We start from the raw sequence: 26,126 nt of genomic DNA on the forward strand, positions 1-26,126 counted from the left end.
AACAAGAAACCCGCCAGTGATGGCGGGTTTTTTGTTTCTCTTGCCATTGCGGATCGGGATCAATCCGCCGCCCACAAAAAAGCCCGCCCCTGATCACCCCAGGGGCGGGCTTTTTGCGAAACGTGTGTTCTTACTTCTTCAAACCGTAATGCTCATCCAGCATGCCGGGGGAGTCTGGCGACTTCGGCGCGTAGTCCTTCGGTGGTTCAGCGGCCGTGCGCGGCGGTGTCAGGCGATCGCGGTGCGGATGGAGCGCCTCCGGGTGCAGCGCGGCCAGCAGGCGTTGACGGGTGATGTCGTCGGTGGCCAGGCGGTTGGCGCCTTCGGCCAGATGCTCCTGAACATCGTGGTAGCTTTGCGACAACTTCTGCACCAGATTGGCCGTGCTGTTGAAGTGAGTAATCACTTCGTTCTGATAGGTATCGAAACGCTCCTGAACGTCATCCAGCTGGCGCTGAGTCCCGTTAGGCACGGCATTGGGCAGCGCGCGCGCCACGAAGAAACCGATGATCACACCGACCACCAGGGCGATGGTCGGCAGCAACCAAACTAAGAGCGAGTAATCCACGAGTCCTTCCTCTATAAACGGCTTTGCTTTACGTTAACGGCTCGAACCTGCGCTGTATAGCGGCGACGCGTCGCCAGCCTGCCAGCCACAGACAATCAGCTAGACGAGTCGACCCAATTGAAGGTCACGGAGTTCATTCTTGCTCATGCGTGAGACCCCTGTATTCATCGACGGCCCGGTGGGCCAACTCGAAGCGTTGTACCTCGATCTGGACGAGCCCAAGGGCATCGCGCTGATATGCCATCCTAACCCGGTTCAGGGCGGCACCATGCTCAATAAAGTGATCTCGACCCTGCAGCGTACCGCGCGTGATGCTGGTCTGATTACGCTGCGCTTCAACTATCGCGGCGTCGGCGCCAGCGCTGGCAGCTCGGACATGGGCGAAGGCGAAGTCGACGATGCACAGGCTGCCGCAAAGTGGCTGCGGGATAAACATCCCGATCTGCCCATGACGTTGTTCGGCTTCTCCTTCGGCGGTTTCGTGGCGGCTACCTTGGGCGGGCGTCTTGAGGCTGAGGGCGAAACCCTGAAGCATGTGTTCATGGTCGCACCCGCCGTGATGCGCATCGCCAACGTGGACGCATTGCCGCACAAGGGCGCGCTGACGCTGATTCAGCCGGAAACCGACGAAGTCGTTGACCCACAACTTGTGTACGCGTGGTCTGACACGCTTCAGCGCCCCCATGAGCTGCTGAAAGTGGCAGAATGCGGGCACTTTTTTCACGGCAAGCTGACCGATCTCAAGGATCTGATTCTGCCGCGCCTTTCGAATTGATCGCAGCACCCAAATAAGCGACTAGCCATGACCACTCGTATCCTGACCGGTATCACCACCACCGGCACGCCGCACCTGGGCAACTACGCCGGCGCCATCCGCCCGGCCATCGTTGCCAGCCGCCAGAGCGACGCTGACTCTTTCTACTTTCTGGCCGACTACCACGCGCTGATCAAATGCGATGACCCGCTGCGCATTCAGCGCTCGCGTCTGGAAATCGCCGCGACCTGGCTCGCGGCAGGGCTGGACGTCGAGCGCGTGACGTTCTATCGCCAGTCCGACATCCCGGAAATCCCCGAACTGACCTGGCTGCTCACCTGCGTTGCCGGCAAGGGCCTGCTCAACCGCGCCCACGCCTACAAGGCCTCGGTGGACAAGAACGTCGAAGCCGGTGAAGACCCGGACGCCGGCATCACCATGGGGCTGTTCAGCTACCCGGTGCTGATGGCCGCCGACATCCTGATGTTCAACGCCCATCAAGTGCCTGTCGGCCGCGACCAGATCCAGCACGTCGAAATGGCGCGCGATATCGGTCAGCGCTTCAATCACCTGTTCGGCAACGGCAAGGAATTCTTCGTGATGCCGGAAGCGCTGATCGAGGAAAGCGTCGCGACACTCCCTGGCCTGGACGGCCGCAAGATGTCGAAAAGCTACGACAACACCGTGCCGCTGTTCACCAGCGCCAAAGACATGAAGGAAGCAATATCCCGCATCGTCACTGACTCTCGTCTGCCGGGCGAGGCCAAGGATCCGGACACTTCGCATCTGTTCACGCTGTACCAGGCATTTGCTACCAAGGAACAGGGCGACGAGTTCCGCGCCGACCTGCTCCAGGGGTTGGGTTGGGGCGATGCCAAGCAACGCCTGTTCCAGTTGCTGGACGCGGAGCTGGGCGAGGCACGGGAGAATTACCATCGCCTGATCGAGCGGCCAACCGACCTTGAAGATATTCTGCAAGCGGGTGCCGAGAAGGCCCGTCGTGTGGCCACGCCGTTTCTGGGCGAGCTGCGTGAAGCGGTTGGCCTGCGTTCATTCCGTACCGCTGCGCAAACCGTCACGGCGACCAAGAAGAAGGCCAGCAAAGGCCCTCGCTTCATCAGTTTCCGCGAAGACGACGGCAGCTTCCGCTTCCGCCTGCTGGCGGCCGACGGCGAGCAACTGCTGCTGTCGCGCAGTTTCACAGACGGCAAGGCGGCCGGCGCCGTGACCAAACAGCTGCAGCAGGGCGGTGAGCTGGACATTCGGCCCGAAGGCGATGCCTTTACCCTGTGGCTGAGTGATGCCTGTGTCGCCGACAGCCCGGCGTTCGCCGATGCCGCCGCCCGCGACGCCGCGATCGAGAGCCTGAAACTGGCGCTCGCGCCACAACAGGATTAATTGCCATTCCAATGGGCCATCGCTACAGTGACGGCCCGTTTTTGCTCCCTTGCAAGCGACTATGACCCCTCTAGAACGATACCAAGCTGACCTGAAGCGTCCGGACTTTTTCCACGACGCCGCGCAAGAGAATGCGGTGCGCCATCTGCAGCGTCTGTACGACGATCTGGTCGCCGCCCATGACCGCAAGCCGGGATTGCTGGGCAAGCTGTTCGGCAAGAAAGAGGCCCCGATTGTGAAGGGGCTGTATTTCTGGGGCGGTGTGGGCCGGGGCAAGACCTACCTGGTCGACACCTTCTTCGAAGCGCTGCCGTTTGAAGACAAGACGCGCACGCACTTCCACCGCTTCATGAAGCGTGTGCACGAGGAGATGAAAAACCTCAAGGGCGAGAAGAACCCGCTGACCCTGATTGCCAAGCAATTCTCTGAAGAAGCGCGGGTGATCTGTTTCGACGAATTCTTCGTATCGGACATTACCGACGCGATGATCCTCGGCACGCTGATGGAAGAGCTGTTCAAGAACGGTGTGACCCTGGTCGCGACGTCGAACATCGTTCCCGACGGTCTGTACAAGGACGGTCTGCAGCGTGCGCGTTTCCTGCCGGCGATTGCGCTGATCAAGCAAAACACCGAAATCGTCAACGTCGACAGCGGCGTCGACTATCGACTGCGCCATCTGGAGCAAGCCGAGCTGTTCCACTTCCCGCTGAACGAAGCGGCGGAGGAGAGCCTGCGCAAAAGCTTCCGCGCGCTGACTCCTGAATGCACCAAGGCCATCGAGAACGATGTGCTGATCATCGAGAATCGGCAGATCAAGGCCATCCGTACCTGCGACGACGTGGCGTGGTTCGACTTCCGTGAGCTGTGCGACGGGCCGCGTAGCCAGAACGACTACATCGAACTCGGCAAGATCTTCCATGCGGTGCTGCTCAGCGGCGTCGAGCAGATGAGCGTGACCACCGACGACATCGCGCGCCGGTTCATCAACATGGTCGACGAGTTCTACGACCGCAACGTCAAGTTGATCATCTCGGCGGAAGTCGAATTGAAAGACCTGTACACCGGCGGCCGCCTGAACTTCGAATTCCAGCGCACGCTCAGCCGTTTGCTGGAAATGCAGTCCCATGAGTTCCTGTCGCGGGCGCATAAGCCCTAGGGAGCAGCTGCAAGCTTCAAGCGACAAGCTGCAAGAGGTCATCTCGCCACTTGCAGCTTGAGACTTGCCGCTTGAAGCTGACTCTAGGCCGCCTGCTGAAACTGCTGCCGGTATTGGTTCGGTGACAGGTCGGTGTGTTGGCGGAACAGGCGCGCGAAGAAGCTGGCGTCGTCGTAGCCCACTTCATAGCTGATGGTCTTGATGCTCTTTCGTGAGCCTGACAGCAAGCCCTTTGCGGTTTCGATCCGCAGCCGTTGCAGATAATGCAGTGGCTTGTCGCCCGTTGCCGTCTGGAAGCGGCGCATGAAGTTGCGGATGCTCATGCCGTGCTCCCGGGCCACATCCTCGAAACGGAATTTGTCGGCGAAGTGCTCTTCAAGCCAGTGCTGAATCTGCAGGATGATCACGTCCTGGTGCAGCTTCTGCCCGCCAAAACCAATCCGTCCCGGTGCGTAGCTGCGCTGCACTTCATAGAGAATGTCGCGGGCGACGGTCTGCGCGACATGGGCGCCGCAGAAGCGCTCGATCAGGTAGATGTACAGATCACACGCTGAAATCGTGCCGCCTGCGCAATACAGGTTATCGGCGTCGGTGAGGTGCTTTTCCTGATTCAGCAGCACGTTCGGAAAGCGCTCGGCGAATTCGTTGAAGAACCGCCAGTAGGTGGTCGCTTCCTTGCCGTCGAGCAATCCAGCGTCTCCCAGCCAGAATACGCCGCTGGCTTCACCGCAGAGCACGGCGCCGCGCGCATGCTGCTCACGCAGCCACGGCAGGATTTGCGGATAGCGCTCGCGCAGGGTGTCGAAGTCTTCGACAAAGGCGGGAAGGATGATGATGTCGCTGTGTTCAAGCACGCCGTCTACAGGGATCACGACGTCGCTGAAACTGCGGACTTCCTTGCCGTCCGGGCTGACCAGTCGGGTTTCAAACGCCGGCTTGAAGCCCTGTCCCAACTGCTTGCCGTAGCGCAGGCTGGCGAGGTGAAAGAAGTCTTTGGCTTGCATGAGCGTGGAGGCAAAAATTCCATCGATCGCAAGAATGCTGACACGCCGCAACGGCGCGTTTGGTTGGATAGACATAGTCTTTTGTTCTTATATGGGAAAGTGGTCAAGCAACGGCGTGATCGTCTTATTTTTTGTCGGATGTGTCCAGTGTCGCCGTCAACCGGCTGCGCCTACGCTCTGCTGACGTTTTGTCCGACAATTCTTCGCATCAGGTGCAGCCATGCTTCCCAGAACACTCTTCAGCTCGGAGCACGAGCTTTTCCGAAATAGCGTGCGCAAGTTCTTCGAACAGCACGCGGCGCCCTTTCATGCCCAGTGGGAGAAGCAGGGCCACATCGACCGCACGCTGTGGAACCGGGCCGGGGAGCAGGGCATGTTGTGTTCGCATTTGCCGGAAGAGTACGGCGGCATGGGCGCGGATTTTCTCTACACCACGGTGGTGATCGAAGAAATTTCCCGCCTCGGCCTGACCGGCATCGGCTTCTCCCTGCATTCGGACATCGTCGCGCCGTACATCCTGCATTACGGAAGCGAGGCGCTGAAGCTCAACTATTTGCCCAAGCTGGTTTCGGGGGAGCTGGTCACTGCCATCGCGATGACCGAGCCTGGCGCGGGTTCCGACCTGCAAGGGGTCAAGACCACTGCGGTGCTGGATGGCGACGAGTACGTCATCAATGGTTCGAAGACGTTTATCACCAATGGCTTTCTCGCCGATCTGGTGATCGTGGTCGCGAAGACCGACCCCAAGGCAGGCGCGAAGGGCACCAGTCTGTTCGTTGTGGAAGCGGGCACGCCCGGCTTCGCGAAGGGCAAGCGACTGGAGAAGGTCGGCATGAAGGCGCAGGACACGTCGGAACTGTTCTTCCAGGACGTGAGAGTGCCCAAGGAGAACCTGCTCGGCCAGGCCGGGATGGGTTTTGCGTATCTGATGCAGGAACTGCCCCAGGAGCGTCTGACGGTCGCCATCGGCGCCATTGCCTCCGCCGAAGCGGCCTTGCAGTGGACGCTCGATTACACGCGTGAGCGCAAAGCCTTTGGCAAGGCCATCATCGACTTCCAGAACACCCGCTTCAAACTGGCCGAAATCGCCACCGAAGTTCAGATTGGTCGTACGTTCATCGATCGGTGCCTGGAGTTGCATCTGGAAGGCAAGCTGGATGTGCCGACGGCAGCCATGGCGAAATACTGGTCAACCGACCTGCAGTGCAAGGTGCTGGATGAATGCGTGCAGCTGCATGGCGGCTACGGCTTCATGTGGGAGTACCCGATCGCCCGGGCGTGGGCCGATGCGCGGGTGCAGCGGATTTATGCCGGGACCAACGAAATCATGAAAGAGATCATCGCCCGGTCTCTGTAATCCTGTGCGGAACCCCAGAGGGGCCTTGTAAAGACCCTCTGCGGTTCCACAGTCAATCAGCGATCACGCAATCACCGATCAAGGCGCAGGATTCGGTTGATCCTTGTGAATCGCGTCAATGCCCGCCAGCACTTCATCCGACAGCACCAGTTCCGCGCTCGCCAGGTTGCTTTCCAGCTGCTCCAGCGTCGTTGCACCGATAATGTTGCTGGTAACGAAGCTGCGCCCGGTCACGAACGCCAGGGCCATTTGAGCCGGATCAAGACCGTGCTCGCGAGCCAGCGCAACATAACGCGCGCAGGCCGCTTCCGATTGCGGATTGAAGTAGCGCGTGAAGCGGCTGTACAGGCTCAAACGGCCCTTGGCAGGACGGGCGCCGTCGGCGTATTTGCCAGACAACATCCCGAAGGCCATGGGCGAGTAGGCTAGCAGGCCACATTGCTCACGAATCGCCACTTCCGCCAGACCCACCTCGAAGCTGCGGTTGAGCAGGTTGTAGGGGTTCTGAATGGACACGGGCCGCGTCAGACCATGGGCGTCGGACTCAGCAAGAAACTTCATGGTGCCCCACGGCGTTTCGTTGGACAGACCGACGTGGCGGATCTTGCCGGCCTTGACCTGCTCGTCCAGCGCTTCGAGCACTTCCAGCAGCGGGGTGAAGTGCTCCTCGCTGTGGTTGTAACCGAGCTTGCCGAAGAAGTTGGTGCTGCGCTCAGGCCAGTGCAATTGATACAGATCGAGGTAGTCGGTCTGCAGGCGTTTCAAGCTCGCATCCAGCGCCGCGACGATGTGATCGCGGTTGAATTTCAGCTGGCCGTCACGAATGTAATCAATGCCGTTGCCGGGACCGGCGATCTTGCTGGCGAGGATCCAGTCAGCGCGGTCGCCGCTCTGCTTGAACCAGTTGCCGATGATGGTCTCGGTGCTGGCGTAGGTTTCTTTCTTCGGCGGCACCGGATACATCTCGGCGGTGTCGATGAAATTGATGCCGGCGGCCTTGGCCCGTTCTATCTGCGCGAAGGCCTCGGACTGGCTGTTCTGCTCGCCCCAAGTCATGGTGCCGAGGCAGATTGCGCTGACATTGAGGTCGGTTCTGCCCAGTTGGCGGTAGTCCATTTGGCTCTCCTGTTTAAAAGAGCCATAAAAGCAGGTTGAAATTTTTTTCGCAATCTGCATAATTCCGCTCCTCTTTGTCGCTGGAGTGATGCCCCGCGCCAAAAGAAACCGCTGCGATCGAACGCGCTGACCCGAGCCCCCTATAGCGTTCGTGCCCGGCGGCCTTTGACTTGTCAAAGACCGTACTAATGAGTATGCTCCGCCGTCTATTTTTCAGGGCGGCCTTTGAGGCTATAAAGAATGAAAACTTTTACCGCTAAACCGGAAACAGTAAAGCGCGACTGGTTCGTCGTCGACGCTGCTGGTCAGACCCTGGGTCGTCTGGCCACTGAAATCGCGAGCCGTCTGCGTGGCAAGCACAAGCCGGAATACACTCCGCACGTTGACACTGGCGACTACATCGTCGTGATCAATGCCGAGCAGATCCGTGTGACCGGTGCCAAGACCACCGACAAGATCTACTACTCTCACTCCGGTTTCCCGGGCGGGATCAAGTCGATCAACTTTGAAAAGCTGATCGCCAAAGCTCCTGAGCGCGTGATCGAGACCGCGGTCAAAGGCATGCTGCCTAAGAACCCGCTGGGTCGCGACATGTATCGTAAGCTGAAAGTCTATGCGGGCGCTGCACACCCTCATACTGCTCAGCAGCCCCAAGAACTGAAGTTTTAACGGAATAGTTCATTATGTCGGCGACTCAAAATTACGGCACTGGCCGTCGCAAGACCGCAACCGCTCGCGTTTTCCTGCGTCCGGGCACCGGTAACATCTCCATCAACAACCGTTCCCTGGACTCGTTCTTCGGTCGCGAAACTGCCCGCATGGTAGTTCGTCAGCCGCTGGAACTGACTCAGACTGTCGAGAAATTCGACATCTACGTCACTGTCATCGGCGGTGGTGTGAGTGGTCAAGCTGGCGCAATCCGCCACGGTATCACCCGCGCTCTGATGCAGTACGACGAAACCCTGCGCGGCGCTCTGCGCAAAGCAGGCTTCGTCACTCGCGATGCTCGCGAAGTTGAACGTAAGAAAGTCGGTCTGCGTAAAGCGCGTAAGCGTCCGCAGTACTCGAAGCGTTAATTCGCTTCCGTTCAAAAAGAACGCTCAGTTTCTATACGAAGCTGGGCGTTTTTTTATGGCTGTCTTTTATTGATTCCGAGGGCCTGGTCAAGGAGATCTCGGATGCTGACGGGAGAGGGCGCCATGGGCAATGACGGCGTAAACACGGGCCGGCGTCGCTTCCTTGTGACGGCCACGTCTGTGGTGGGCGCAGCAGGGGCGGTCGGCGCCGCCGTGCCGTTCGTGGGCTCATGGTTCCCGAGCGCCAAGGCCAGGGCTGCGGGAGCGCCTGTCAAAGTCAACATCAGCAAGATCGAGCCCGGCCAGCAGATGATCGCCGAATGGCGCGGGCAGCCGGTGTTCGTTGTCCGTCGTACGCCCGAGATCCTTTCCCGTCTGGGCCAGCTTACCGGCAAGCTCTCCGACCCCGAGTCAAAGGCCTCCACCCAGCCTGGCTACGTCGATCCGGTGGTGCGTTCCATCCGGCCGGAAATCCTGCTGTTGGTCGGCATCTGTACCCATCTCGGCTGCTCACCGACGTTTCGCCCCGAAGTCGCCCCCGCTGACTTGGGCAAGGACTGGGTCGGCGGATATTTCTGTCCCTGCCACGGCTCCCGTTACGATTTGGCCGGACGCGTGTACAAGGCGCAGCCTGCACCGCTGAATTTGCCAGTGCCTCCGCATTCCTACGAGTCGGACTCAATCATCGTCATTGGCGTGGATCAGGAGGAAGCGTGATGAGCAGGCTCATGGACTGGATCAATGCGCGCTTGCCCGTGACCTCAATGTGGGAAAACCACCTCAGCAAGTACTACGTGCCCAGAAACCTGAATTTTTTCTATATATTCGGCGCGCTGGCTTTGCTGGTGTTGGTCAACCAGATCCTCACGGGCATCTGGCTGACGATGAATTACACGCCCACGGCAGAGGGCGCCTTTGCCTCGGTCGAGTCCATCATGCGCGACGTCGAATACGGCTCGATCCTGCGGCTGTTGCATTCGACCGGCGCGTCAGCGTTCTTCATCGTCATCTACCTGCACATGTTTCGCGGCCTGCTGTACGGCTCTTATCAGAAGCCGCGGGAGTTGGTCTGGATCTTCGGCATGCTGATTTATCTGGCGCTGATGGCCGAGGCGTTCACAGGCTACCTCCTGCCGTGGGGGCAGATGTCGTACTGGGGGGCGCAGGTGATCATTTCCCTGTTCGGCGCCATTCCGTTGATCGGCAACGACCTCGCACAGTGGATCCGCGGCGATTATCTGGTCTCCGGGATCACCCTCAACCGCTTCTTCGCGCTGCATGTCGTGGCGCTGCCAATCGTGATCCTCGGGCTTGTGGTGTTGCATATTCTGGCGCTGCATGAAGTGGGCTCGAATAACCCCGACGGCGTCGACATCAACAAGTACAAGGACGAGAACGGCAACCCGCTGGACGGCATTCCCTTCCACCCGTACTACACGGTCAAGGATCTGCTCGGCGTCGTGGTGTTTCTGTTTATCTTTTGCTCGGTGGTATTTTTCTTCCCGGAGATGGGGGGTTACTTTCTCGAGCAGCCCAACTTCGAGCCAGCGAACCCACTCAAGACCCCGGAGCACATTGCGCCGGTCTGGTACTTCACGCCCTTCTACGCGATCTTGCGCGCCATCCCGGACAAGCTTCTCGGCGTCATGGCCATGGGTGCGGCCATCGCGGTGCTGTTCGTGCTGCCGTGGCTTGACCGCAGCCCGGTCAAATCGATGCGGTACAAGGGTTGGCTGAGCCGCGCGGGGCTAACGGTGTTTTGCGTGTGCTTCGTGACGCTCGGGGTGCTGGGCGTTCTTCCGCCGAGTCCCGGGCGCGCATTGCTGTCACAAGTCTGCACCTTCACGTATTTCGCCAACTTCATCCTGATGCCGTTCTACACGCGCATGGAGCGGACGAAGCCGGTGCCGGATAGGGTGACGAGCTGATGAAAAAGCTGCTCGTTGTTTTGCTCATGGCCCTGTTGCCGGCGCTGTCGTTCGCGGATAAGCATGGCGCGGGCCTTGAGAGCGTTGATATCGATGTGTCCGACAAGTCCGCCCTGCAGGATGGCGCACGGACGTTCGTTGATTACTGCATGGGTTGCCACAGCGCCAAATTCCAGCGCTATGAGCGCGTCGCGGACGATTTGGGCATTTCCCACGAGCGGATGCTGGAAAAGCTGGCGCCTGCCGGAGCGAAGATCGGCGATCACATGACCATCGGCATGCAGCCGGCGGATGCGAAAACCTGGTTTGGCGCAGCACCGCCCGATCTGACCCTTGTCGCCCGCGTTCGCGGAACTGACTGGCTCTATGGCTATCTGCGTTCGTTCTACGAGGACCCGACGCGGCCCTGGGGCGTGAACAACACCGTTTTCCCCAACGTGGCCATGCCCAACGTGCTGGAAGGGCTTCAGGGGCGTCAGAGGCTCGGTTGCAAAGAGGTTCAGCGCGTCGAAGACGGGGAAAAACACACCGACACGCCCCTGAATCACGAAGCCTGCGATCAACTGATCATCGTGCCCAACACCGGCACGCTGACCAACGCGCAGTTCGACGAGAAGGTGAAGAACCTCGTCACCTTCCTCGCCTATTCGGCCAACCCGGACAAGCTGCAGCATCAGCGCATCGGCACCTACGTGCTGCTTTACCTGGCCGTGTTGTTCATCCTGGCCTGGCTGCTCAAGCGGGAATTCTGGAAAGACATCCGTTGAGCAGGCGTCTGATTCGCGTGTCTCGGCCACCTGCTGCTGCGCTGTTTCAGGTAATGGAGGCAGAGCGGGTATAGTGGCGGGCTGAAGATTGCAGAATCTACCTTGAGTAAATGAGCTATCTTGTCGCCCGCGTTGAACACCCGATCATCGTGGACGTCGCCGAAAGCGCCCTCGCGGCGCATCCGTATTTCTGCTTTTTGAATATCTACAAGCGAGGAGGACCGCCATGGGCGTGACCAATCGGTTGGCCTGTTACTCCGACCCCGCCGACCACTATTCCCATCGCGTGCGCATTGTGCTCGCCGAGAAAGGTGTCAGCGCCGAGATCATTGAAGTTGTCGAGGGCCGTCATCCGCCCAAATTGATCGAGGTGAATCCGTACGGCAGCGTGCCGACCCTGGTTGATCGTGACCTGGCGTTGTACGAGTCGACGGTGGTAATGGAATACCTGGACGAGCGTTATCCCCATCCGCCGCTGCTCCCGGTCTATCCGGTGGCGCGTGCCAACAGCCGCTTGCTGATCCACAGGATTCAGCGCGACTGGTGCGGTCTGGTGAATCTGATTCTGGACCCGCGCAGCAAAGAAGCCGCACGTGTTCAGGCGCGCAAGGAGCTGCGCGAAAGTCTGACCGGCGTATCGCCGTTGTTCGCGGATAAGCCTTTTTTCCTGAGCGACGAGCAAAGTCTGGTCGACTGCTGTCTATTGCCCATACTCTGGCGCCTGCCGATTCTGGGTATCGAATTGCCGCGGCCCGCCAAGCCGCTGCTTGACTACATGGAGCGCCAATTTGCGCGTGAGGCATTTCAGGCAAGTCTGTCTGGTGTCGAACGCGACATGCGCTAAGGCCTTAGGAGCCGTTTGATGAACTCCAGTCGCCCTTATCTGATCCGCGCGCTGTATGAGTGGATCGTCGATAACGATTGCACACCGCACGTACTCGTCAATGCCGATTACCCGGCGGTGCAAGTCCCGCAAGGCTTCGCCAATGACGGGCAGATCGTTCTGAACATCTCGCCGAGCGCCGTTCGCCATTTGCACATGGACAACGACGCGGTGAGTTTCGAAGGCCGCTTCGGCGGCGTTCCCCACAGCCTGTACGTGCCCATTGCCGCGATCATGGGCATTTATGCCCGCGAGAACGGGCAGGGCATGGTCTTCGACCTGGAGCCTGCTGTGGATGAAGACGAAGATCTGGACGTCGAAGACGACATGCCGCCACCGAACGACGAGCCACCACGCCCTACGGGCCGGCCGAGTCTGAAAGTGGTCAAGTAAGTCGCTGCTGCAACAACGAAAAAGGCGATCCCGAGGGATCGCCTTTTTTGTGTGTGCCGATTGGCGGCTGCCCATTCATACTAGGTTCGTAAGCGGCCAGCGACCACACCTTCAGAAAACCGGAATTAAAAGCGATGGTGTCCGCCTATTAATGCAGCATCAGTGGGTTGATGGCTGGCTGATCTAAGCAAGGCATATTCCGTGTACGCGTACGTGCACCGGGAATTTCAGCTTGCACTTACAAATCTCGTTTAAGCGCCTCCTGCTTGCTAAAAGCTCGCAGGCAGATGCTGACTATCACCACCACAACGCAATAGACGACACCCTTGGGCGCGTCCAGAACGCCGTCATCGAAAATAAATATGGCGGCAATGAGTGCAAAAACCACTGTGCTACTCAACCAGGCCTCGCGGAAAAATTTCTTTTGCTGTTCATTCATGGCCAGTTCTTAGTCCTTTAAGTGGTTACGGCGCGAGCCATGCAATATGGCCGGCGCTGATGAGGTGCTGTCAACGTAGTATCTGGATTGCCCAGATGTAACAGCATGGGTCTGTACTGCACAGTGTGGGGCACTTGCTTTCCGCGAGGGGCCTGTATGAATGAGGGGTGATTTGCAGGTCAACCACCCATATCATTCGTATTAGGTTGGCAATGAGCTCCAATGGGCGAAAGCTTAAGACTTTTTGCAAAGACCACGAAACACCCACCCCGGCCTCGAGTCGGGGTTTTTGTTTCTGGAGATTTGCCAGCTCGCGTCTGCGCCGGTTCTATTTGCTTGCCATCCGGGTGAGTAGCGAACGCGTCTGGAGGCTGAAGCGGCTCCGGCCAGTCTGCCAGGGCTACCATCGATGTAGACCCACTTCTCGTTAAATGCTGCTGGCACTGGACCAAAAGCGCTGCAATAAAAAGCCCTCACGTGGAGGGCTTAAAAACCTTCGGCAAATCTGCCACACCGTCAGTCAATGTACTCAAACAGCTTCACGATCTTCTGCACGCCGCCGACGCCTTGCACCAGGTTGGTGGCGCGGGTGGCTTCGGCCTGGGTCAGCAGGCCCAGCAGGTAGACGATGCCGTTTTCAGTCACGACCTTGATGCGCGAGCCCGGGATGGCGCTGTCGGTGAGCATCTCGGTTTTGATCTTGCTCGTCAGCCAGGCGTCATTGCTGCGCGCCAGCATCGAGGACGGGCCGGTGACCTGCAGCTCGTTGTTGACCTTCTTGACCTTCTGCACCTGGCTGGCGGTTTGCTCGGCCAGTTGCTTGAGGTCGGCGCGCGGGGTCTGGCCGGCCAGCAGGACGATGCCGTTGAAGCTGGTCACGACGATGTGCGACGCGTTGTCCAGATCAGGGCTGGCCTTGGCGATGTTGACCGCGACCTTGGTCTCGATCAGCGAGTCGTCGATCTTGCTGCCGAAGGTGCGTGTACCGCGATCGTCATCGATCGGCGCTTCACGGCTAGCGTTGATCACCGAGCTGCATCCGCTGATGCCCAGGCAGAGCGTCAGGGCCAGCAGGCTAAGACGTTTGGATATCATTCTTCACTCCCGAACAGTTGGCTGTCGATCAAGTCGCAAAGGCAGTGGATCGCCAGCAGGTGGACTTCCTGAATACGTGCGGTGACTTTCGCCGGGACGCGGATTTCAACATCCTCCGGCAACAGCAACGACGCAACGTCGCCGCCATCGCGACCAGTCAAGGCTACGACAATCATTTCACGATCATGTGCGGCCTGGATGGCCTGAATAATGTTCGCCGAATTGCCGCTGGTGGAAATCGCCAGCAGCACATCGCCCGGCTGACCCAGCGCACGAATCTGTTTGGAAAAGATTTCGTTGTAGCTGTAGTCGTTGGCGATGGAGGTGATGGTGGATGTGTCGGTGGTCAGCGCTATGGCGGGCAGGCTCGGTCGCTCGCGTTCGAAACGGTTGAGCAGCTCCGAGGAAAAGTGCTGGGCATCGCCAGCCGAACCGCCATTACCGCAGGCGAGCATCTTGCCCTCGTTGAGCAGGGCGTTGACCATCACTTGGCTGGCTTGCTCGATGTGGGGTGCAACAACATCCATCGCCTGTTGCTTGGTGTCGATGCTGGCCTGAAAAAGCTGGCGAATTCGGGATTGCATGTCCATCTATGAAAACCTTAATAGGGGCGGCTGGTCGGGGCGGCGTCCGATAAGTCATCGGCGTCCCGGCACAAAACTGTGCAGCCCGCAAAGCAAAGAGCAAAAGAGCCAGTGTGGTTCGTTGGGTTGGTGCAGTAGGACCGGCTTTAGCCGGGAAGGCGGCCGATCTTACGCTGCAATCCCACGGAATCATCGCGTTTTCAGCAATCGAAAGCGTTGGTCAGCCAGTTAAGCGCGGGTGATGTGCCGGGGTCGCCATTGATCGCGACGACGTCGAAGCGACACGGCGAATCGGCCCAGCGCACCTCGCTTTGCAGAAAGGACTGAGCCGCCAGCGTGAGCTTTTCCTGCTTGCGAAAATCGACGCTTTCCAGCGCACCACCCCAGCCGGCGTGGCGACGATACCGAACTTCGACGAATACTACTGTATCGCCGTCGAGCATGACCAGATCAAGCTCGCCGCGTTTGCATGACCAGTTGCGGGTAATCAGCTGCAACCCATGCTGTTGCAGGTGACGCAGGGCGTAGGCTTCGGCCTCGCGCCCTGCGGTTTGACGGGTCGTGCCTGAGGTCAAGGCGCGGTGTCCGGCAGGCGCTGGACCTTGCCGTCCACAAACTCTGCCCAAGGCAGTTGACGCTCGATGCGTTGGCCCTGGCCGATCGCCAGGCTGCCGGACAGGCCGTCGATGCGGCTTTCAGGCAGCGTTTTCAACTGCGTCAGTCGTGGCGCCAGACGATACGCGTCGATGCCCATGGCGTAGAGACGGCCAAGGCTGCCGGAGGCTTGTGGCCATTGCGCTGTCACTTGCTGGCGCAGTGGGTCGTTGGCGTTCAGCAGCCACGGGGTTTCGCAGAAGCGCACGCCGTTCAGGTCGTTGTACATCGCCGGGTCGCCGCTGTTGGTGAACAGGTGCGAAGTGGCATAGACCGGAACATCGCCAGCGTACTGGAAGACCATGGTCGGCTTGATCTGCTGAGCCTGTTGAGGCGTTGCAGCGAGGAACATGAAGTCCACGTCCTGGCGACGGGAAGGCTGAGCAGCCATCTGCGTGCCAGTGGCGCCTTGCACGCGCTGGGCGCGACCTTCGCTGTTGCGCAACTGGAACAGATCGGCAACCTGTTGAGCGAGTGCGACCGGCTGATCGATGCGTTCAGCACCCAGCAAAGTGCCGCCTTTGGCCTGCCAGCTTTGACGGAAGGCCTCCAGTACGCGATCACCCCATTCGCCCTTCGGCACCATGGCAACCGCACTGCGCTTGCCATCGGCCCAGGCACGGCGGGCCACTTCGCGGGCTTCGTCTTCCGCTGCCAGACCGAACTGGAACAGCTCGGCAGGGCCCTGGGTGCCGGAATCGCTGTAGTTCAGCGCCAGCGTGGTGATCGGCAGTTGAGGGCGAGCGCTCAGCTGTTTAACCAGTGGCTTCTCCAGCGGACCCACTACCAGTTGCACGCCTGCAGCCTTGGCTTGCGCATAAAAGGCGTCCATCGAGGTCACGCGGGAGCTGTCGAATACTTCGATCGCAGGTGGCTTCTCGCCGGCCTGCTGCGCTTGGTAGTTCGCGGCCATGAAGCCGTCACGCAGGGCGCGGGAGACCGAGGCGAGCGGACCGTCTTGCGGCAGCAGCAGCGCAATCTTGGTCAACGGCTGGCTCTTCAGGTCGCGCAGCTGCGCGAGGGCAGTCGGCAGCTGGCGCGCAGCCGGGTGTTGCGGATTCTGCGCCTTCCAGTTGTCGATGGCCGCCTGTTGCTGTTCCAGCGTGCCGGCGCCTTTGACCGCGCGGGCCAGGCTCAGCCAGCCGCCCATGTCATCGTTGGCCGAGCTTTGCAGCTGCTCGGGTGGCAGCGCAGCAACCAGCGTCCAGATGGCGTCGTTGTTGGCATTCAGGGCGTCGCCTTGCAGCAACGGGCCCATGAACACACGCTCGCTCGCAGCAGCGAGGGTCTGACCATCTGCTTCGAAAGCCCGGGCGCGAACGGTATGGGTGCGGGTCTGCAGGTCAACCGGCATCTCGCCCAGATGCTGCATGCTCGGGTGGTTGAGGGCGGTCAGCGCAGCTTTCGGCTGGCTGCGACCCAATGCCAGTTCGGCAGACAAGGTGTTGGCGTAGATTTGCTCGTCGGTCTTGAGCTGATCCATCTGGACCTGCTCGAGAATGCTCGCAGCGCGGCTCGGGTTGTTCTGGCGCGCTGCCAGGTCGGCCGCCGTCAGTTTCAGCAACGCTGCCTGATCAGGCGATTTTGCCGCAGCGGCCTGTTCGAGCAGTTGTTCGATGCTGGCATCGGGGGAGCGAGGCAATTCGCCAAGGCTGGAGGAGGGCGAACCGGCACAGGCAGCCAGAAGGGCAGCGAGGCAGAGGGCAGAGAACAGCCGCAGGCAAGCGATCATGTGTATGTTCCTGATACTCGAGCAAATTAGCGTGGAAGTGTACCCAAGCACTGGCCGGGGCGCGACGTTGAAGGCGTTAAAGCGGCGATATTGATCGTCTCCGGGCGCGTCAGTTGACGTGAGTTGGACTGTCGCGGAGTCGCTGCCATGTTGCGGGTGTTCGAGCTGCTTTTCTGGACTCACGGGGTGCGACGTCCTGTTTTGTCGGCCGCGGCCTGTACAATGCAGGCTTTTACACAACATGAGGTGTGCGCTTTGACTGCTCCGGGTGCTTCGAATTCCACTACAGGCGCGCTTTATGTGGTGGCCACGCCGATCGGCAACCTGGATGACATCAGCGCCCGCGCCTTGAAGGTGCTGCGCGATGTTTCGCTGATTGCCGCAGAAGATACCCGCCACTCGTTACGGCTGATGCAGCACTTCGGCATTCCGACGCCATTGGCGGCCTGTCATGAGCACAATGAGCGCGAGGAGGGGAGCCGCTTCATCACGCGCCTGCTGGCCGGCGATAACGTTGCGTTGATTTCCGATGCCGGCACGCCGCTGATTTCCGACCCCGGTTACCATCTGGTGCGTCAGGCCCGGGCAGCCGGTATTCAAGTGATCCCGGTCCCTGGCGCCTGCGCCTTGATCGCGGCGCTCTCTGCGGCGGGGTTGCCCTCGGACCGCTTCATCTTCGAAGGCTTCTTGCCGGCCAAGTCGGTGGGCCGAAAGGCGCGGCTCGAACTCGTCAAGGAAGAGCCGCGCACGCTTATCTTCTATGAAGCGCCCCATCGCATTCTCGAATGCCTTCAGGACATGGAAGCAGTCTTCGGTCCGGACCGTCCCGCCGTGCTGGGCCGCGAATTGACCAAAACGTTCGAAACCCTCAAGGGGCTGCCGCTGTCCGAGCTTCGTGCCTTTGTTGAGGGCGACAGTAATCAGCAGCGCGGCGAGTGCGTGGTGCTTGTGGCGGGCTGGAGCGAGCCTGAAGGCGAAGATGTGATTGGCGCCGAAGCGCGGCGGGTGCTGGATCTGCTGCTGGAGGAAATGCCCCTCAAGCGTGCCGCCGCACTGGCAGCAGAGATCACCGGGGTGCGTAAGAACCTGCTCTATCAGGTGGCGCTGGATAAACAGAAAGGCGTGTGACGGGATGTCGCGGGCAGCTCTGCAAATGGCGCGAGAGCCGATTAAAGCTTGTTCTTGAGCCGCCCTCCCATTAACCTTGGCGGCGGAGAGTCGATTGGACAGTCGCTGCCTTTCATTGTTCTGCAATGGAGGGGGGAGGAAAGTCCGGGCTCCATAGGGCGGAGTGCCAGGTAACGCCTGGGGGGCGTGAGCCTACGGAAAGTGCCACAGAAAATAACCGCCTAAGCACTTCGGTGCCGGTAAGGGTGAAAAGGTGCGGTAAGAGCGCACCGCACGTCTGGCAACAGTTCGTGGCTAGGTAAACCCCACTCGGAGCAAGACCAAATAGGGTTCCAAGGCGTGGCCCGCGCTGGAACCGGGTAGGTTGCTAAAGATGTCCAGTGATGGCCATCGTAGAGGAATGACTGTCCTCGACAGAACCCGGCTTACAGATCGACTCTCCACCTCCTTTTCTTCCCCTCGTTTGTACGATTTATCCCCTTCCGTAATACCAAAAAAATCTTAAACCTCACAAATCACTTTAACTTCAGACCTCATCTGTTTGTTCATCCACGGAAATATCCGTAGGACGGGTCTGAAATCCGCTACATCTCCTGCGTAAGTGCTCCTAAATATCCGTCCTGTAAGGGTTTTCCTCGTGAAGTCGCCTTGACGGTGTGGTGGGCGCATTCCTATAGTGTGCGCAAGTGGCGGAAAGTGGCGTGAAGTGGGTTTTTTGACCGCAAAAAGATAATATTTGGAGATCGCGCCTGTGTTCCGTGGTGCAAACGCAATCAATCTCGACGCAAAGGGCCGTCTCGCTATGCCGAGCCGGTACCGTGACGAGTTGGATTCGCGTAGCGCCGGCCAGATGATTGTCACCATTGATACCGTCGACCCGTGCTTGTGCATCTATCCGCTTCCCGAGTGGGAGTTGATTGAGGCCAAGCTGCGCGAGCTCGCCACGTTCCGTGAAGAAAACCGTCGCCTGCAGCGGCTGTTGATCGGTAATGCGGTTGATCTGGAGTTGGACGGCAGCGGGCGTTTCCTGGTGCCGCCACGTTTGCGTGAATACGCCAAGCTCGATAAGCGAGTGATGCTGGTAGGCCAGCTCAACAAGTTTCAACTGTGGGATGAGGACGCCTGGAACGCACTTGCTGATGCGGACCTTGCGGCCATTCAAAAACCGGGTGCGATGCCCGATGAACTGCGTGATTTGATCCTGTGACTACGAATAGCGGCTTTACCCACATCACCGTACTGCTCGAAGAAGCCGTCGAGGCTCTCGCGGTGCGCGCCGATGGCTGCTATCTGGATGGCACGTTCGGTCGTGGCGGACACAGCCGCCTTATATTGCAGAACCTGGGGCCGGAGGGTCGGCTTCTCGGATTCGATAAAGATCCCCAAGCGATTGCCACCGGGCAAACGCTGGCGGCCGAAGACGGCCGCTTTGTCATTGTGCAGCGCAGCTTTGCTGAATTGGGCGCCGAAGCTCAAGAACGCGGGTTGGCGGGCAAGGTCAGCGGCATTCTGCTGGATCTCGGTGTGTCGTCGCCACAACTGGACGACCCCGAGCGCGGCTTCAGCTTCATGAACGATGGCCCCCTCGACATGCGCATGGACCCGTCCCGCGGCATCAGCGCAGCCGAGTTCGTCAACACTGCGCCCGCCGAAGAGATCGCCCGCGTTTTCAAGGAATACGGCGAAGAGCGTTTCTCCCGCCGCATGGCCGGTGCTGTCGTGGCCCGCCGCGAGACTCAGCCGTTCGAGCGCACCGGCGATCTGGCCGAAGTGCTGAAAGTCGCCAACCCGGCGTGGGAAAAGGGCAAGAACCCGGCGACCCGCGCGTTCCAGGGTCTGCGCATTCACGTCAACAACGAATTGGGTGATCTGGAAGCCGGCCTTGACGCTGCGCTGGACGCCTTGGAAGTGGGCGGCCGCCTGGTGGTCATCAGCTTCCACTCGCTGGAAGATCGCATCGTCAAATTGTTCATGCGCAAGCTGGTCAAGGGCGAAGCCGACAACCTGCCGCGCAACCTGCCGATCCGTCATCAGGCCTTCGAGCCGCGTATCAAACTGATCGGCAAGGCGCAGTTCGCGTCCGATGATGAAACCCGCGCCAATCCGCGTTCGCGCAGCGCCGTCATGCGCGTCGCGGAGAAACTCCGATGAACCGCGGTTTCTTCAAGCCCCTGCCGGGCGGCAGCTTCTTCATGCTGATGCTGTTTATCGCCGTGCTGGTGTCGGCGATCGGTGTGGCGTACAGCGCGCACTGGAACCGTCAGCTGCTCAACTCCCTTTACGGTGAACTCAGCGTGCGCGACAAAGCGCAGGCCGAGTGGGGTCGCCTGATTCTTGAGCAAAGCACCTGGACTGCCCACAGCCGTATCGAAGCCCTGGCCACTGATCAGCTGAAAATGCGCATCCCGAACGCCGCCGACATCCGGATGGTGTCGCCATGATGAAACTCGAAGGGGCGCTCTACCCGTGGCGGTTTCGCGTCGTGGTCGGCCTGCTGTCGGTCATGGTCATCGCGATCTGCTACCGCATCGTCGACCTCCAGGTCATCGATCACCGTTTCCTCATTGAGCAGGGCGATGCGCGCAGCCTGCGCACCGTTTCGATTCCTGCCCACCGTGGTCTGATCACCGACCGCAACGGTGAGCCGCTGGCCGTCAGTACGCCGGTCACCACCATCTGGGCAAACCCGTCCGAAATGCAGGCCGACAAGACCAAATGGGTCCAGCTTGCGCAAGCCTTGGGGCAGGATCCCAAGGCATTGACGGATCGCCTCAACGAACAGGCAAGCAAAGAATTCATCTATCTGGTCCGTGGCCTGACCCCGGAGCAGGGTCAGTCGGTGCTTGATCTGAAAGTCCCGGGCGTTTACGGCAAGGAAGAATTCCGCCGTTTCTACCCTGCGGGCGATGTCACCGCGCACATGGTCGGCTTTACCGACCTCGACGATCACGGCCGTGAAGGCGTAGAACTGGCCTACGAAGACTGGCTCGCCGGCGTCCCCGGCAAGCGGCAGGTCATCAAGGACCGGCGCGGCAGGATGATCAAAGACCTGCAAGTGAAGAAAAACGCCAAGGCCGGTAAGACCTTGGCTTTGTCTATTGATCTGCGCCTGCAATACCTGGCGACCCGCGAGCTGCGCAACGCCATTCAGGAAAACGACGCCAAGGCCGGCAGCCTGGTGATCATGGACGTGAAAACCGGCGAAGTACTGGCGATGGTCAATCAGCCGACGTACAACCCGAACAACCGTCGCACCATGGTGCCGGCGGCGATGCGTAACCGCGCGATCATCGATGTGTTCGAGCCGGGTTCGACCATGAAGCCGATCTCCATGACCGCCGCACTGGAAAGCGGCCGCTGGAAGCCGAGCGACAAGGTCGAGGTGTACCCGGGCACGTTGCAGATCGGCAAATACACCATCCGTGACGTGACCAAAACCGAAGGCCCGATCCTCGACCTGACCGGCATTCTGATCAATTCCAGTAACGTCGGCATGAGTAAAGTCGCGTTCGACGTGGGTGGCGAAGCGATTTTCCACGCCATGCAGCGTGTGGGCCTGGGCCAATACACCGGCCTCGGCTTCCCGGGCGAGCGCGTCGGCAACCTGCCGAACTACCGTGAGTGGCGCAAGGCTGAAACCGCAACGCTGTCGTACGGCTACGGCCTGTCGGTGACGGCGCTGCAGTTGGTCCACGCATACGCGGCGCTGGCCAACAACGGCAAGATCGTGCCGCTGACCATTCTCAAAACTGATAATCCAGCCGAGTCGGTTCAGGCCATTCCCGAAGCAACGGCCAAGACGGTGCAGGGCATGTTGCAGCAAGTGATCGAAGACCCGCGTGGCGTTTACCGTGCGCGCGTTCCGTCGTATCACGTGGCGGGCAAGTCCGGTACCGCGCGTAAGACATCCGTGGGCACCAAGGGCTACGCGGAAAACTCTTACCGTTCGCTGTTCGCCGGTTTCGGCCCGATGAGCAACCCGCGTTACGCGGTCGTTGTGGTCATTGATGAGCCAAGCAAAGGCGGTTACTTCGGTGGTCTGGTTTCCGCTCCAGTCTTCAGCAAAGTGATGTCGGGCACGCTGCGCTTGATGAACGTGCGCCCGGACAACCTAGCGCCGATCCCGCCTGAGCAACAAGCCAACGCTGTGCCCGCCGCCGCCCCAGTCAAGGGAGGACGTGGCTGATGTCTTTGAATTTGAGCAAGCTGTTTGCGCAGTGCAACCGCGATCTGCTGATTCGCGAACTGACCCTGGACAGCCGCAAAGTGCGTCCGGGCGATCTGTTTCTGGCGATTCCGGGCCTCAAGGTTGACGGCCGTGAGCACATCACCGACGCCATCGCCCACGGCGCGGCGGCCATTGCTTACGAGGTCGGAGGCGCCAAGGTGCTGCCGATCACCGATATCCCGATGATTCCGGTCAAGGGTCTGGCAGCGCAGTTGTCCGACATTGCCGGGCGCTTTTATGGCGACCCGAGCCGCAACCTGAACCTGATCGGTGTGACTGGCACCAACGGCAAAACCAGCGTGACTCAATTGGTCGCACAGGCGTTAGACAAGCTCGGCCAGCACTGCGGCATCATTGGCACGCTGGGCACTGGCTTCTATAGCGAGCTGAAAAGCGGCATCCACACCACGCCGGATCCGATCTCCGTGCAATCGACCCTGTACGACCTGAAAAGGGCCGGGGCCAAAGCGGTTGCCATGGAAGTTTCGTCCCACGGGCTGGATCAGGGCCGGGTTACTGCGTTGGCTTTCGACGTGGCAGTGATGACCAACCTGTCCCGTGACCATCTCGATTACCACGGCACCATGGAGGCTTATGCGGCCGCCAAGGCCAAGCTGTTTGCCTGGAATGACCTGCGCTGCCGTGTGGTCAATCTTGACGACGGGTTTGGTCGCCAGCTCGCCGCTGCGCCGCACCCTTCACGGCTGATTACCTACAGCCTGGAAGACCGCAGCGCTTACCTGTTCTGCCGTGATGCGCAGTTCGATGACGACGGCGTGCGCGCGACCCTGGTAACGCCCCAGGGCAGCCATGCGTTGCGCAGTAGCCTGCTGGGCCGTTTCAACCTGAGCAACGTGCTGGCTGCGGTCGGCGCGTTGATGGGGCTCGATTACCCGCTGGACGACATTTTGAAAGTGCTGCCGACGCTGGAAGGCCCTGCGGGCCGGATGCAGCGGCTGGGCGGTGGCTCGCGTCCGCTGGTGGTGGTCGATTACGCCCACACCCCTGACGCCTTGGAAAAAGTGCTCGCGGCGTTGCGCCCACATGCGAAAGGCCAGCTGACCTGCCTGTTCGGCTGCGGCGGCGATCGCGATCGCGGCAAGCGTCCGCTGATGGCCGAAGTGGTCGAGCGTCTGGCCGACAAAGTGTTGGTCACCGATGACAACCCGCGCAGCGAAGACCCGGCCCGTATTTTCGATGACATCCGTGCTGGCTTCGTCTCGGCAAACGCAGTCGATTTCGTTGCCGGTCGCGGTCAGGCGATCGCGCAGATCATCGCCCAGGCGTCCGCTGCCGATGTGATCGTGCTGGCCGGCAAGGGCCATGAGGATTACCAGGAAATCAACGGGCAGCGTCAGCCGTTTTCCGATCTGGAAGAAGCCACCAACGCGCTCGACGCCTGGGAGGCTGCACATGCTTAAGCCGCTCTCGTTCAGCGAACTGCTGGTGCCGCTCGACGCACGTCGTGTCGGCCATGACTGCAGTTTTTCCGGTGTCAGCATCGACAGCCGCGCAATCACGCCCGGCCAATTGTTCGTGGCGCTGACCGGCCCGCGCTTCGACGGTCACGACTATCTCGATCAAGTTGCTGCCAAAGGCGCAGTCGGCGCGTTGGTTGAACGCGAGGTCCCGGGCAGTTCGCTGCCGCAGTTGATCGTCACCGACACCCGCAAAGCCCTCGCGCAACTCGGCGCGATGAACCGCAATGCCTTCATAGACAAGCCGGTCGCTGCGATCACCGGTTCCAGCGGCAAGACCACCGTGAAGGAAATGCTGGCGAGCATCCTGCGCACCCGTGGTCCCGTGCTGGCGACCCGCGGCAACCTGAACAACGAATTGGGCGTACCGTTGACGCTGCTGGAGCTCGCGCCGGAATTCGACGCCGCCGTCATCGAACTGGGTGCGTCCCGGGTGGGCGAAATCGCTTTCACGGTAAGCCTGACCAAGCCCCATGTCTGTGTCCTGACCAACGCCGGGACTGCCCATGTGGGCGAGTTCGGCGGCCCGGACAAGATCGTCGAAGCCAAGGGCGAGATCATCGAAGGCCTGGACGCTCGCGGTGTTGCGGTATTGAACCTCGACGACAAGGCGTTCGATATCTGGGTGGCCCGCGCCGGCTCGCGCAACGTGTTGAGCTTCGCGCTCAACAACAGCCGTGCTGACTTTTACGCCAGCGACCTGGGCATTGATGCGCGCGGTTGCCCGGCATTCACGTTGAACACCCCTAACGGCTCCGCGCCGGTGCAGTTGAATCTGCTGGGCACGCACAACGTTGCCAATGCATTGGCCGCGGCGGCTGCTGCCCATGCGCTGGGCGTTTCGCTCGCGGGCATCGTCACCGGGCTTGACGACGTACAGCCGGTCAAGGGCCGCACCGTCGCGCAACTGGCGCCGAACGGCATGCGCGTCATTGATGACACCTACAACGCCAACCCCACTTCCGTGGCTGCCGCGACCGACATCCTCACCGGTTTTCCGGGCCGCAGGGTTCTGGTGCTGGGCGACATCGGCGAGCTGGGCGCCTGGGCGGAGCAGGGCCATCGCGATGTCGGCGAATACGCGGTCGGCAAAGTCGACGCGCTGTATGCCGTCGGTCCGTTGATGGCCCATGCGGTCAAGGCTTTCGGGCAGGATGCCCGCCATTTTGAAACTCAGGCCGAGCTGATCGAAGCGCTTGGCGCCGAGCACGATAAAAACACCACCATTTTGATTAAAGGTTCACGCAGCGCTGCGATGGAAAACGTCGTAGCGGCCTTATGCGGAACACGCCTGGAGAAACATTAATGCTGCTGCTGCTGGCCGAGTATCTGCAACAGTTCTACAAAGGCTTCGCGGTCTTTCAGTACCTGACCCTGCGCGGGATCCTTGGCGTGCTCACTGCGCTGTCACTTTCCCTGTGCCTGGGCCCGTGGATGATCCGCGCCCTGCAGAGCAAGCAGATCGGTCAATCCGTGCGTAACGACGGACCCCAATCGCACCTGTCCAAATCCGGCACGCCGACCATGGGTGGCGCGCTGATTCTGTCTGCAATCGGCATCGCCACGTTGTTGTGGGCTGATCTGAGCAACCGTTATGTGTGGGTCGTGCTGATCGTCACGCTGCTGTTCGGCGCCATCGGCTGGGTCGACGACTACCGCAAGGTGATCGAGAAGAACTCGCGCGGGCTGCCGAGCCGCTGGAAATACTTCTGGCAATCGGTGTTCGGCCTGGGCGCGGCGATCTTCCTTTATATGACTGCGCAATCGCCCGTGGAAACCACGCTGCTGATCCCGATGCTCAAAGACTTCAGCATCCCGCTGGGCATTGGCTTCGTCGTGCTGACCTACTTCGTGATCGTCGGCTCCAGCAACGCCGTGAACCTCACGGATGGCCTGGACGGCCTGGCGATCATGCCGACCGTGATGGTCGGCGGCGCACTGGGGATCTTCTGCTACCTGTCGGGTAACGTGAAGTTCGCGGAATATCTGTTGATCCCTTACGTGCCTGGCGCGGGTGAATTGATCGTGTTTTGTGGCGCGCTGATCGGTGCGGGGCTGGGTTTCCTCTGGTTCAACACCTACCCGGCTCAAGTGTTCATGGGCGACGTCGGGGCGCTGGCCCTGGGCGCGGCTTTGGGCACCATCGCGGTCATCGTCCGTCAGGAAATCGTTCTGTTCATCATGGGCGGCGTCTTCGTAATGGAGACCCTGTCAGTCGTCATTCAGGTCGCATCCTTTAAATTGACCGGCCGCCGCGTTTTCCGCATGGCGCCCATCCATCACCACTTCGAACTCAAGGGCTGGCCCGAGCCGCGCGTGATCGTCCGTTTCTGGATCATCACCGTGATTCTGGTGTTGGTCGGCCTTGCCACGTTGAAACTGAGGTAG

At 60.2% G+C, this 26,126-nt stretch carries 27 protein-coding genes and 1 other RNA gene; 20 read left to right on the forward strand and 8 right to left on the reverse strand.

Annotated features, from left to right (window positions below):
* Positions 1-130: 130 nt before the first annotated feature.
* On the reverse strand, positions 131-568 hold the full coding sequence (locus tag AC07RO_RS01125) for a Z-ring associated ZapG family protein (protein ID WP_133772171.1): 438 nt from the start codon (positions 566-568) through the stop codon (positions 131-133).
* Positions 569-713: 145 nt separating this feature from the next.
* Between AC07RO_RS01125 and AC07RO_RS01130 the strand changes: the two genes are divergently transcribed.
* The 3 genes from AC07RO_RS01130 to zapE all read left to right on the forward strand — a co-directional run bounded on the left by AC07RO_RS01130 (position 714) and on the right by zapE (position 3,876).
* Complete coding sequence (locus AC07RO_RS01130) at positions 714-1,343, forward strand: alpha/beta hydrolase (protein ID WP_423574151.1); 630 nt, start codon at positions 714-716, stop codon at positions 1,341-1,343.
* Between the two features lie 27 nt (positions 1,344-1,370).
* Entirely contained in the window at positions 1,371-2,720 is a 1,350-nt protein-coding gene (locus AC07RO_RS01135) for a tryptophan--tRNA ligase (RefSeq protein ID WP_463583386.1), read from the forward strand.
* Between the two features lie 61 nt (positions 2,721-2,781).
* Positions 2,782-3,876: a cell division protein ZapE gene (zapE, locus tag AC07RO_RS01140; protein WP_065992112.1), complete on the forward strand. Its 1,095-nt coding sequence runs from the start codon at positions 2,782-2,784 to the stop codon at positions 3,874-3,876.
* Positions 3,877-3,959: 83 nt separating this feature from the next.
* On the opposite strand, the gene AC07RO_RS01145 is transcribed toward zapE, so the two are convergent.
* Positions 3,960-4,880 (reverse strand): GlxA family transcriptional regulator, encoded by a 921-nt coding sequence (locus tag AC07RO_RS01145; protein ID WP_172612965.1) that lies wholly within the window; start codon positions 4,878-4,880, stop codon positions 3,960-3,962.
* A gap of 220 nt (positions 4,881-5,100) precedes the next feature.
* Between AC07RO_RS01145 and AC07RO_RS01150 the strand changes: the two genes are divergently transcribed.
* Positions 5,101-6,237, forward strand: coding sequence for an acyl-CoA dehydrogenase family protein (locus tag AC07RO_RS01150; protein ID WP_282368981.1), 1,137 nt, complete (start codon positions 5,101-5,103; stop codon positions 6,235-6,237).
* 78 nt (positions 6,238-6,315) lie between these two features.
* Here the strand turns inward: AC07RO_RS01150 and AC07RO_RS01155 are convergent, their stop codons facing one another.
* Complete coding sequence (locus tag AC07RO_RS01155; protein WP_495009087.1) at positions 6,316-7,353, reverse strand: NADP(H)-dependent aldo-keto reductase; 1,038 nt, start codon at positions 7,351-7,353, stop codon at positions 6,316-6,318.
* A gap of 240 nt (positions 7,354-7,593) precedes the next feature.
* On the opposite strand from AC07RO_RS01155, the gene rplM reads away from it, so the two are divergent.
* From rplM to AC07RO_RS01190, 7 genes are all read left to right on the forward strand, one after another.
* The gene (gene rplM / locus AC07RO_RS01160; RefSeq protein WP_019693576.1) at positions 7,594-8,022 is read left to right on the forward strand and encodes a 50S ribosomal protein L13; all 429 of its coding nucleotides are present in this window, start codon (positions 7,594-7,596) and stop codon (positions 8,020-8,022) included.
* 14 nt (positions 8,023-8,036) lie between these two features.
* Positions 8,037-8,429 carry a 30S ribosomal protein S9 gene (rpsI, locus tag AC07RO_RS01165; RefSeq protein ID WP_065992123.1) on the forward strand — a complete coding sequence of 131 codons (393 nt, stop codon included), beginning with the start codon at positions 8,037-8,039 and terminating at the stop codon, positions 8,427-8,429.
* A 123-nt stretch (positions 8,430-8,552) separates the two neighbouring features.
* Positions 8,553-9,146, forward strand: a complete 594-nt coding sequence (gene petA / locus AC07RO_RS01170; RefSeq protein ID WP_192171891.1) for a ubiquinol-cytochrome c reductase iron-sulfur subunit — start codon at positions 8,553-8,555, stop codon at positions 9,144-9,146.
* Complete coding sequence (locus tag AC07RO_RS01175; protein ID WP_346627040.1) at positions 9,146-10,357, forward strand: cytochrome b; 1,212 nt, start codon at positions 9,146-9,148, stop codon at positions 10,355-10,357. The genes petA and AC07RO_RS01175 overlap by 1 nt, the downstream gene beginning before the upstream one ends.
* Entirely contained in the window at positions 10,357-11,124 is a 768-nt protein-coding gene (locus tag AC07RO_RS01180) for a cytochrome c1 (protein ID WP_495085076.1), read from the forward strand. The genes AC07RO_RS01175 and AC07RO_RS01180 overlap by 1 nt, the downstream gene beginning before the upstream one ends.
* A gap of 226 nt (positions 11,125-11,350) precedes the next feature.
* Positions 11,351-11,968: a glutathione S-transferase N-terminal domain-containing protein gene (locus AC07RO_RS01185; RefSeq protein WP_495085077.1), complete on the forward strand. Its 618-nt coding sequence runs from the start codon at positions 11,351-11,353 to the stop codon at positions 11,966-11,968.
* An 18-nt stretch (positions 11,969-11,986) separates the two neighbouring features.
* Positions 11,987-12,400 carry a ClpXP protease specificity-enhancing factor gene (locus tag AC07RO_RS01190; protein ID WP_192171768.1) on the forward strand — a complete coding sequence of 138 codons (414 nt, stop codon included), beginning with the start codon at positions 11,987-11,989 and terminating at the stop codon, positions 12,398-12,400.
* A 238-nt stretch (positions 12,401-12,638) separates the two neighbouring features.
* Here the strand turns inward: AC07RO_RS01190 and AC07RO_RS01195 are convergent, their stop codons facing one another.
* The 5 genes from AC07RO_RS01195 to AC07RO_RS01215 all read right to left on the reverse strand — a co-directional run bounded on the left by AC07RO_RS01195 (position 12,639) and on the right by AC07RO_RS01215 (position 16,904).
* Positions 12,639-12,839: a hypothetical protein gene (locus AC07RO_RS01195; RefSeq protein ID WP_410934851.1), complete on the reverse strand. Its 201-nt coding sequence runs from the start codon at positions 12,837-12,839 to the stop codon at positions 12,639-12,641.
* Positions 12,840-13,355: 516 nt separating this feature from the next.
* Positions 13,356-13,934, reverse strand: a complete 579-nt coding sequence (locus AC07RO_RS01200) for a BON domain-containing protein (protein ID WP_192171767.1) — start codon at positions 13,932-13,934, stop codon at positions 13,356-13,358.
* Positions 13,931-14,524, reverse strand: a complete 594-nt coding sequence (locus tag AC07RO_RS01205) for a phosphoheptose isomerase (RefSeq protein ID WP_065992135.1) — start codon at positions 14,522-14,524, stop codon at positions 13,931-13,933. The genes AC07RO_RS01200 and AC07RO_RS01205 overlap by 4 nt, the downstream gene beginning before the upstream one ends.
* Before the next feature lie 194 nt (positions 14,525-14,718).
* Complete coding sequence (locus AC07RO_RS01210; RefSeq protein WP_265388465.1) at positions 14,719-15,093, reverse strand: YraN family protein; 375 nt, start codon at positions 15,091-15,093, stop codon at positions 14,719-14,721.
* On the reverse strand, positions 15,090-16,904 hold the full coding sequence (locus AC07RO_RS01215; protein WP_495085078.1) for a penicillin-binding protein activator: 1,815 nt from the start codon (positions 16,902-16,904) through the stop codon (positions 15,090-15,092). Before AC07RO_RS01215 ends, AC07RO_RS01210 begins: the two co-directional genes overlap by 4 nt.
* 222 nt (positions 16,905-17,126) lie before the next feature.
* On the opposite strand from AC07RO_RS01215, the gene rsmI reads away from it, so the two are divergent.
* The 9 genes from rsmI to mraY all read left to right on the forward strand — a co-directional run bounded on the left by rsmI (position 17,127) and on the right by mraY (position 26,126).
* Complete coding sequence (gene rsmI / locus AC07RO_RS01220) at positions 17,127-18,032, forward strand: 16S rRNA (cytidine(1402)-2'-O)-methyltransferase (RefSeq protein WP_423574143.1); 906 nt, start codon at positions 17,127-17,129, stop codon at positions 18,030-18,032.
* A gap of 86 nt (positions 18,033-18,118) precedes the next feature.
* An RNA gene (rnpB, locus tag AC07RO_RS01225) (RNase P RNA component class A) lies at positions 18,119-18,476 on the forward strand.
* A 307-nt stretch (positions 18,477-18,783) separates the two neighbouring features.
* On the forward strand, positions 18,784-19,239 hold the full coding sequence (mraZ, locus tag AC07RO_RS01230; protein WP_192171890.1) for a division/cell wall cluster transcriptional repressor MraZ: 456 nt from the start codon (positions 18,784-18,786) through the stop codon (positions 19,237-19,239).
* Complete coding sequence (gene rsmH / locus AC07RO_RS01235; protein WP_423574142.1) at positions 19,236-20,183, forward strand: 16S rRNA (cytosine(1402)-N(4))-methyltransferase RsmH; 948 nt, start codon at positions 19,236-19,238, stop codon at positions 20,181-20,183. Before mraZ ends, rsmH begins: the two co-directional genes overlap by 4 nt.
* Entirely contained in the window at positions 20,180-20,473 is a 294-nt protein-coding gene (ftsL, locus tag AC07RO_RS01240; RefSeq protein WP_192171762.1) for a cell division protein FtsL, read from the forward strand. Before rsmH ends, ftsL begins: the two co-directional genes overlap by 4 nt.
* Complete coding sequence (locus AC07RO_RS01245) at positions 20,473-22,218, forward strand: peptidoglycan D,D-transpeptidase FtsI family protein (protein ID WP_407073217.1); 1,746 nt, start codon at positions 20,473-20,475, stop codon at positions 22,216-22,218. The genes ftsL and AC07RO_RS01245 overlap by 1 nt, the downstream gene beginning before the upstream one ends.
* Positions 22,218-23,681 carry a UDP-N-acetylmuramoyl-L-alanyl-D-glutamate--2,6-diaminopimelate ligase gene (locus AC07RO_RS01250; RefSeq protein WP_495085079.1) on the forward strand — a complete coding sequence of 488 codons (1,464 nt, stop codon included), beginning with the start codon at positions 22,218-22,220 and terminating at the stop codon, positions 23,679-23,681. The genes AC07RO_RS01245 and AC07RO_RS01250 overlap by 1 nt, the downstream gene beginning before the upstream one ends.
* Positions 23,674-25,044: a UDP-N-acetylmuramoyl-tripeptide--D-alanyl-D-alanine ligase gene (locus AC07RO_RS01255; RefSeq protein WP_495085080.1), complete on the forward strand. Its 1,371-nt coding sequence runs from the start codon at positions 23,674-23,676 to the stop codon at positions 25,042-25,044. Before AC07RO_RS01250 ends, AC07RO_RS01255 begins: the two co-directional genes overlap by 8 nt.
* Positions 25,044-26,126, forward strand: coding sequence for a phospho-N-acetylmuramoyl-pentapeptide-transferase (gene mraY / locus AC07RO_RS01260; RefSeq protein WP_037014691.1), 1,083 nt, complete (start codon positions 25,044-25,046; stop codon positions 26,124-26,126). The genes AC07RO_RS01255 and mraY overlap by 1 nt, the downstream gene beginning before the upstream one ends.

Source organism: Pseudomonas sp. GW821-FHT07F05 (assembly GCF_059418765.1).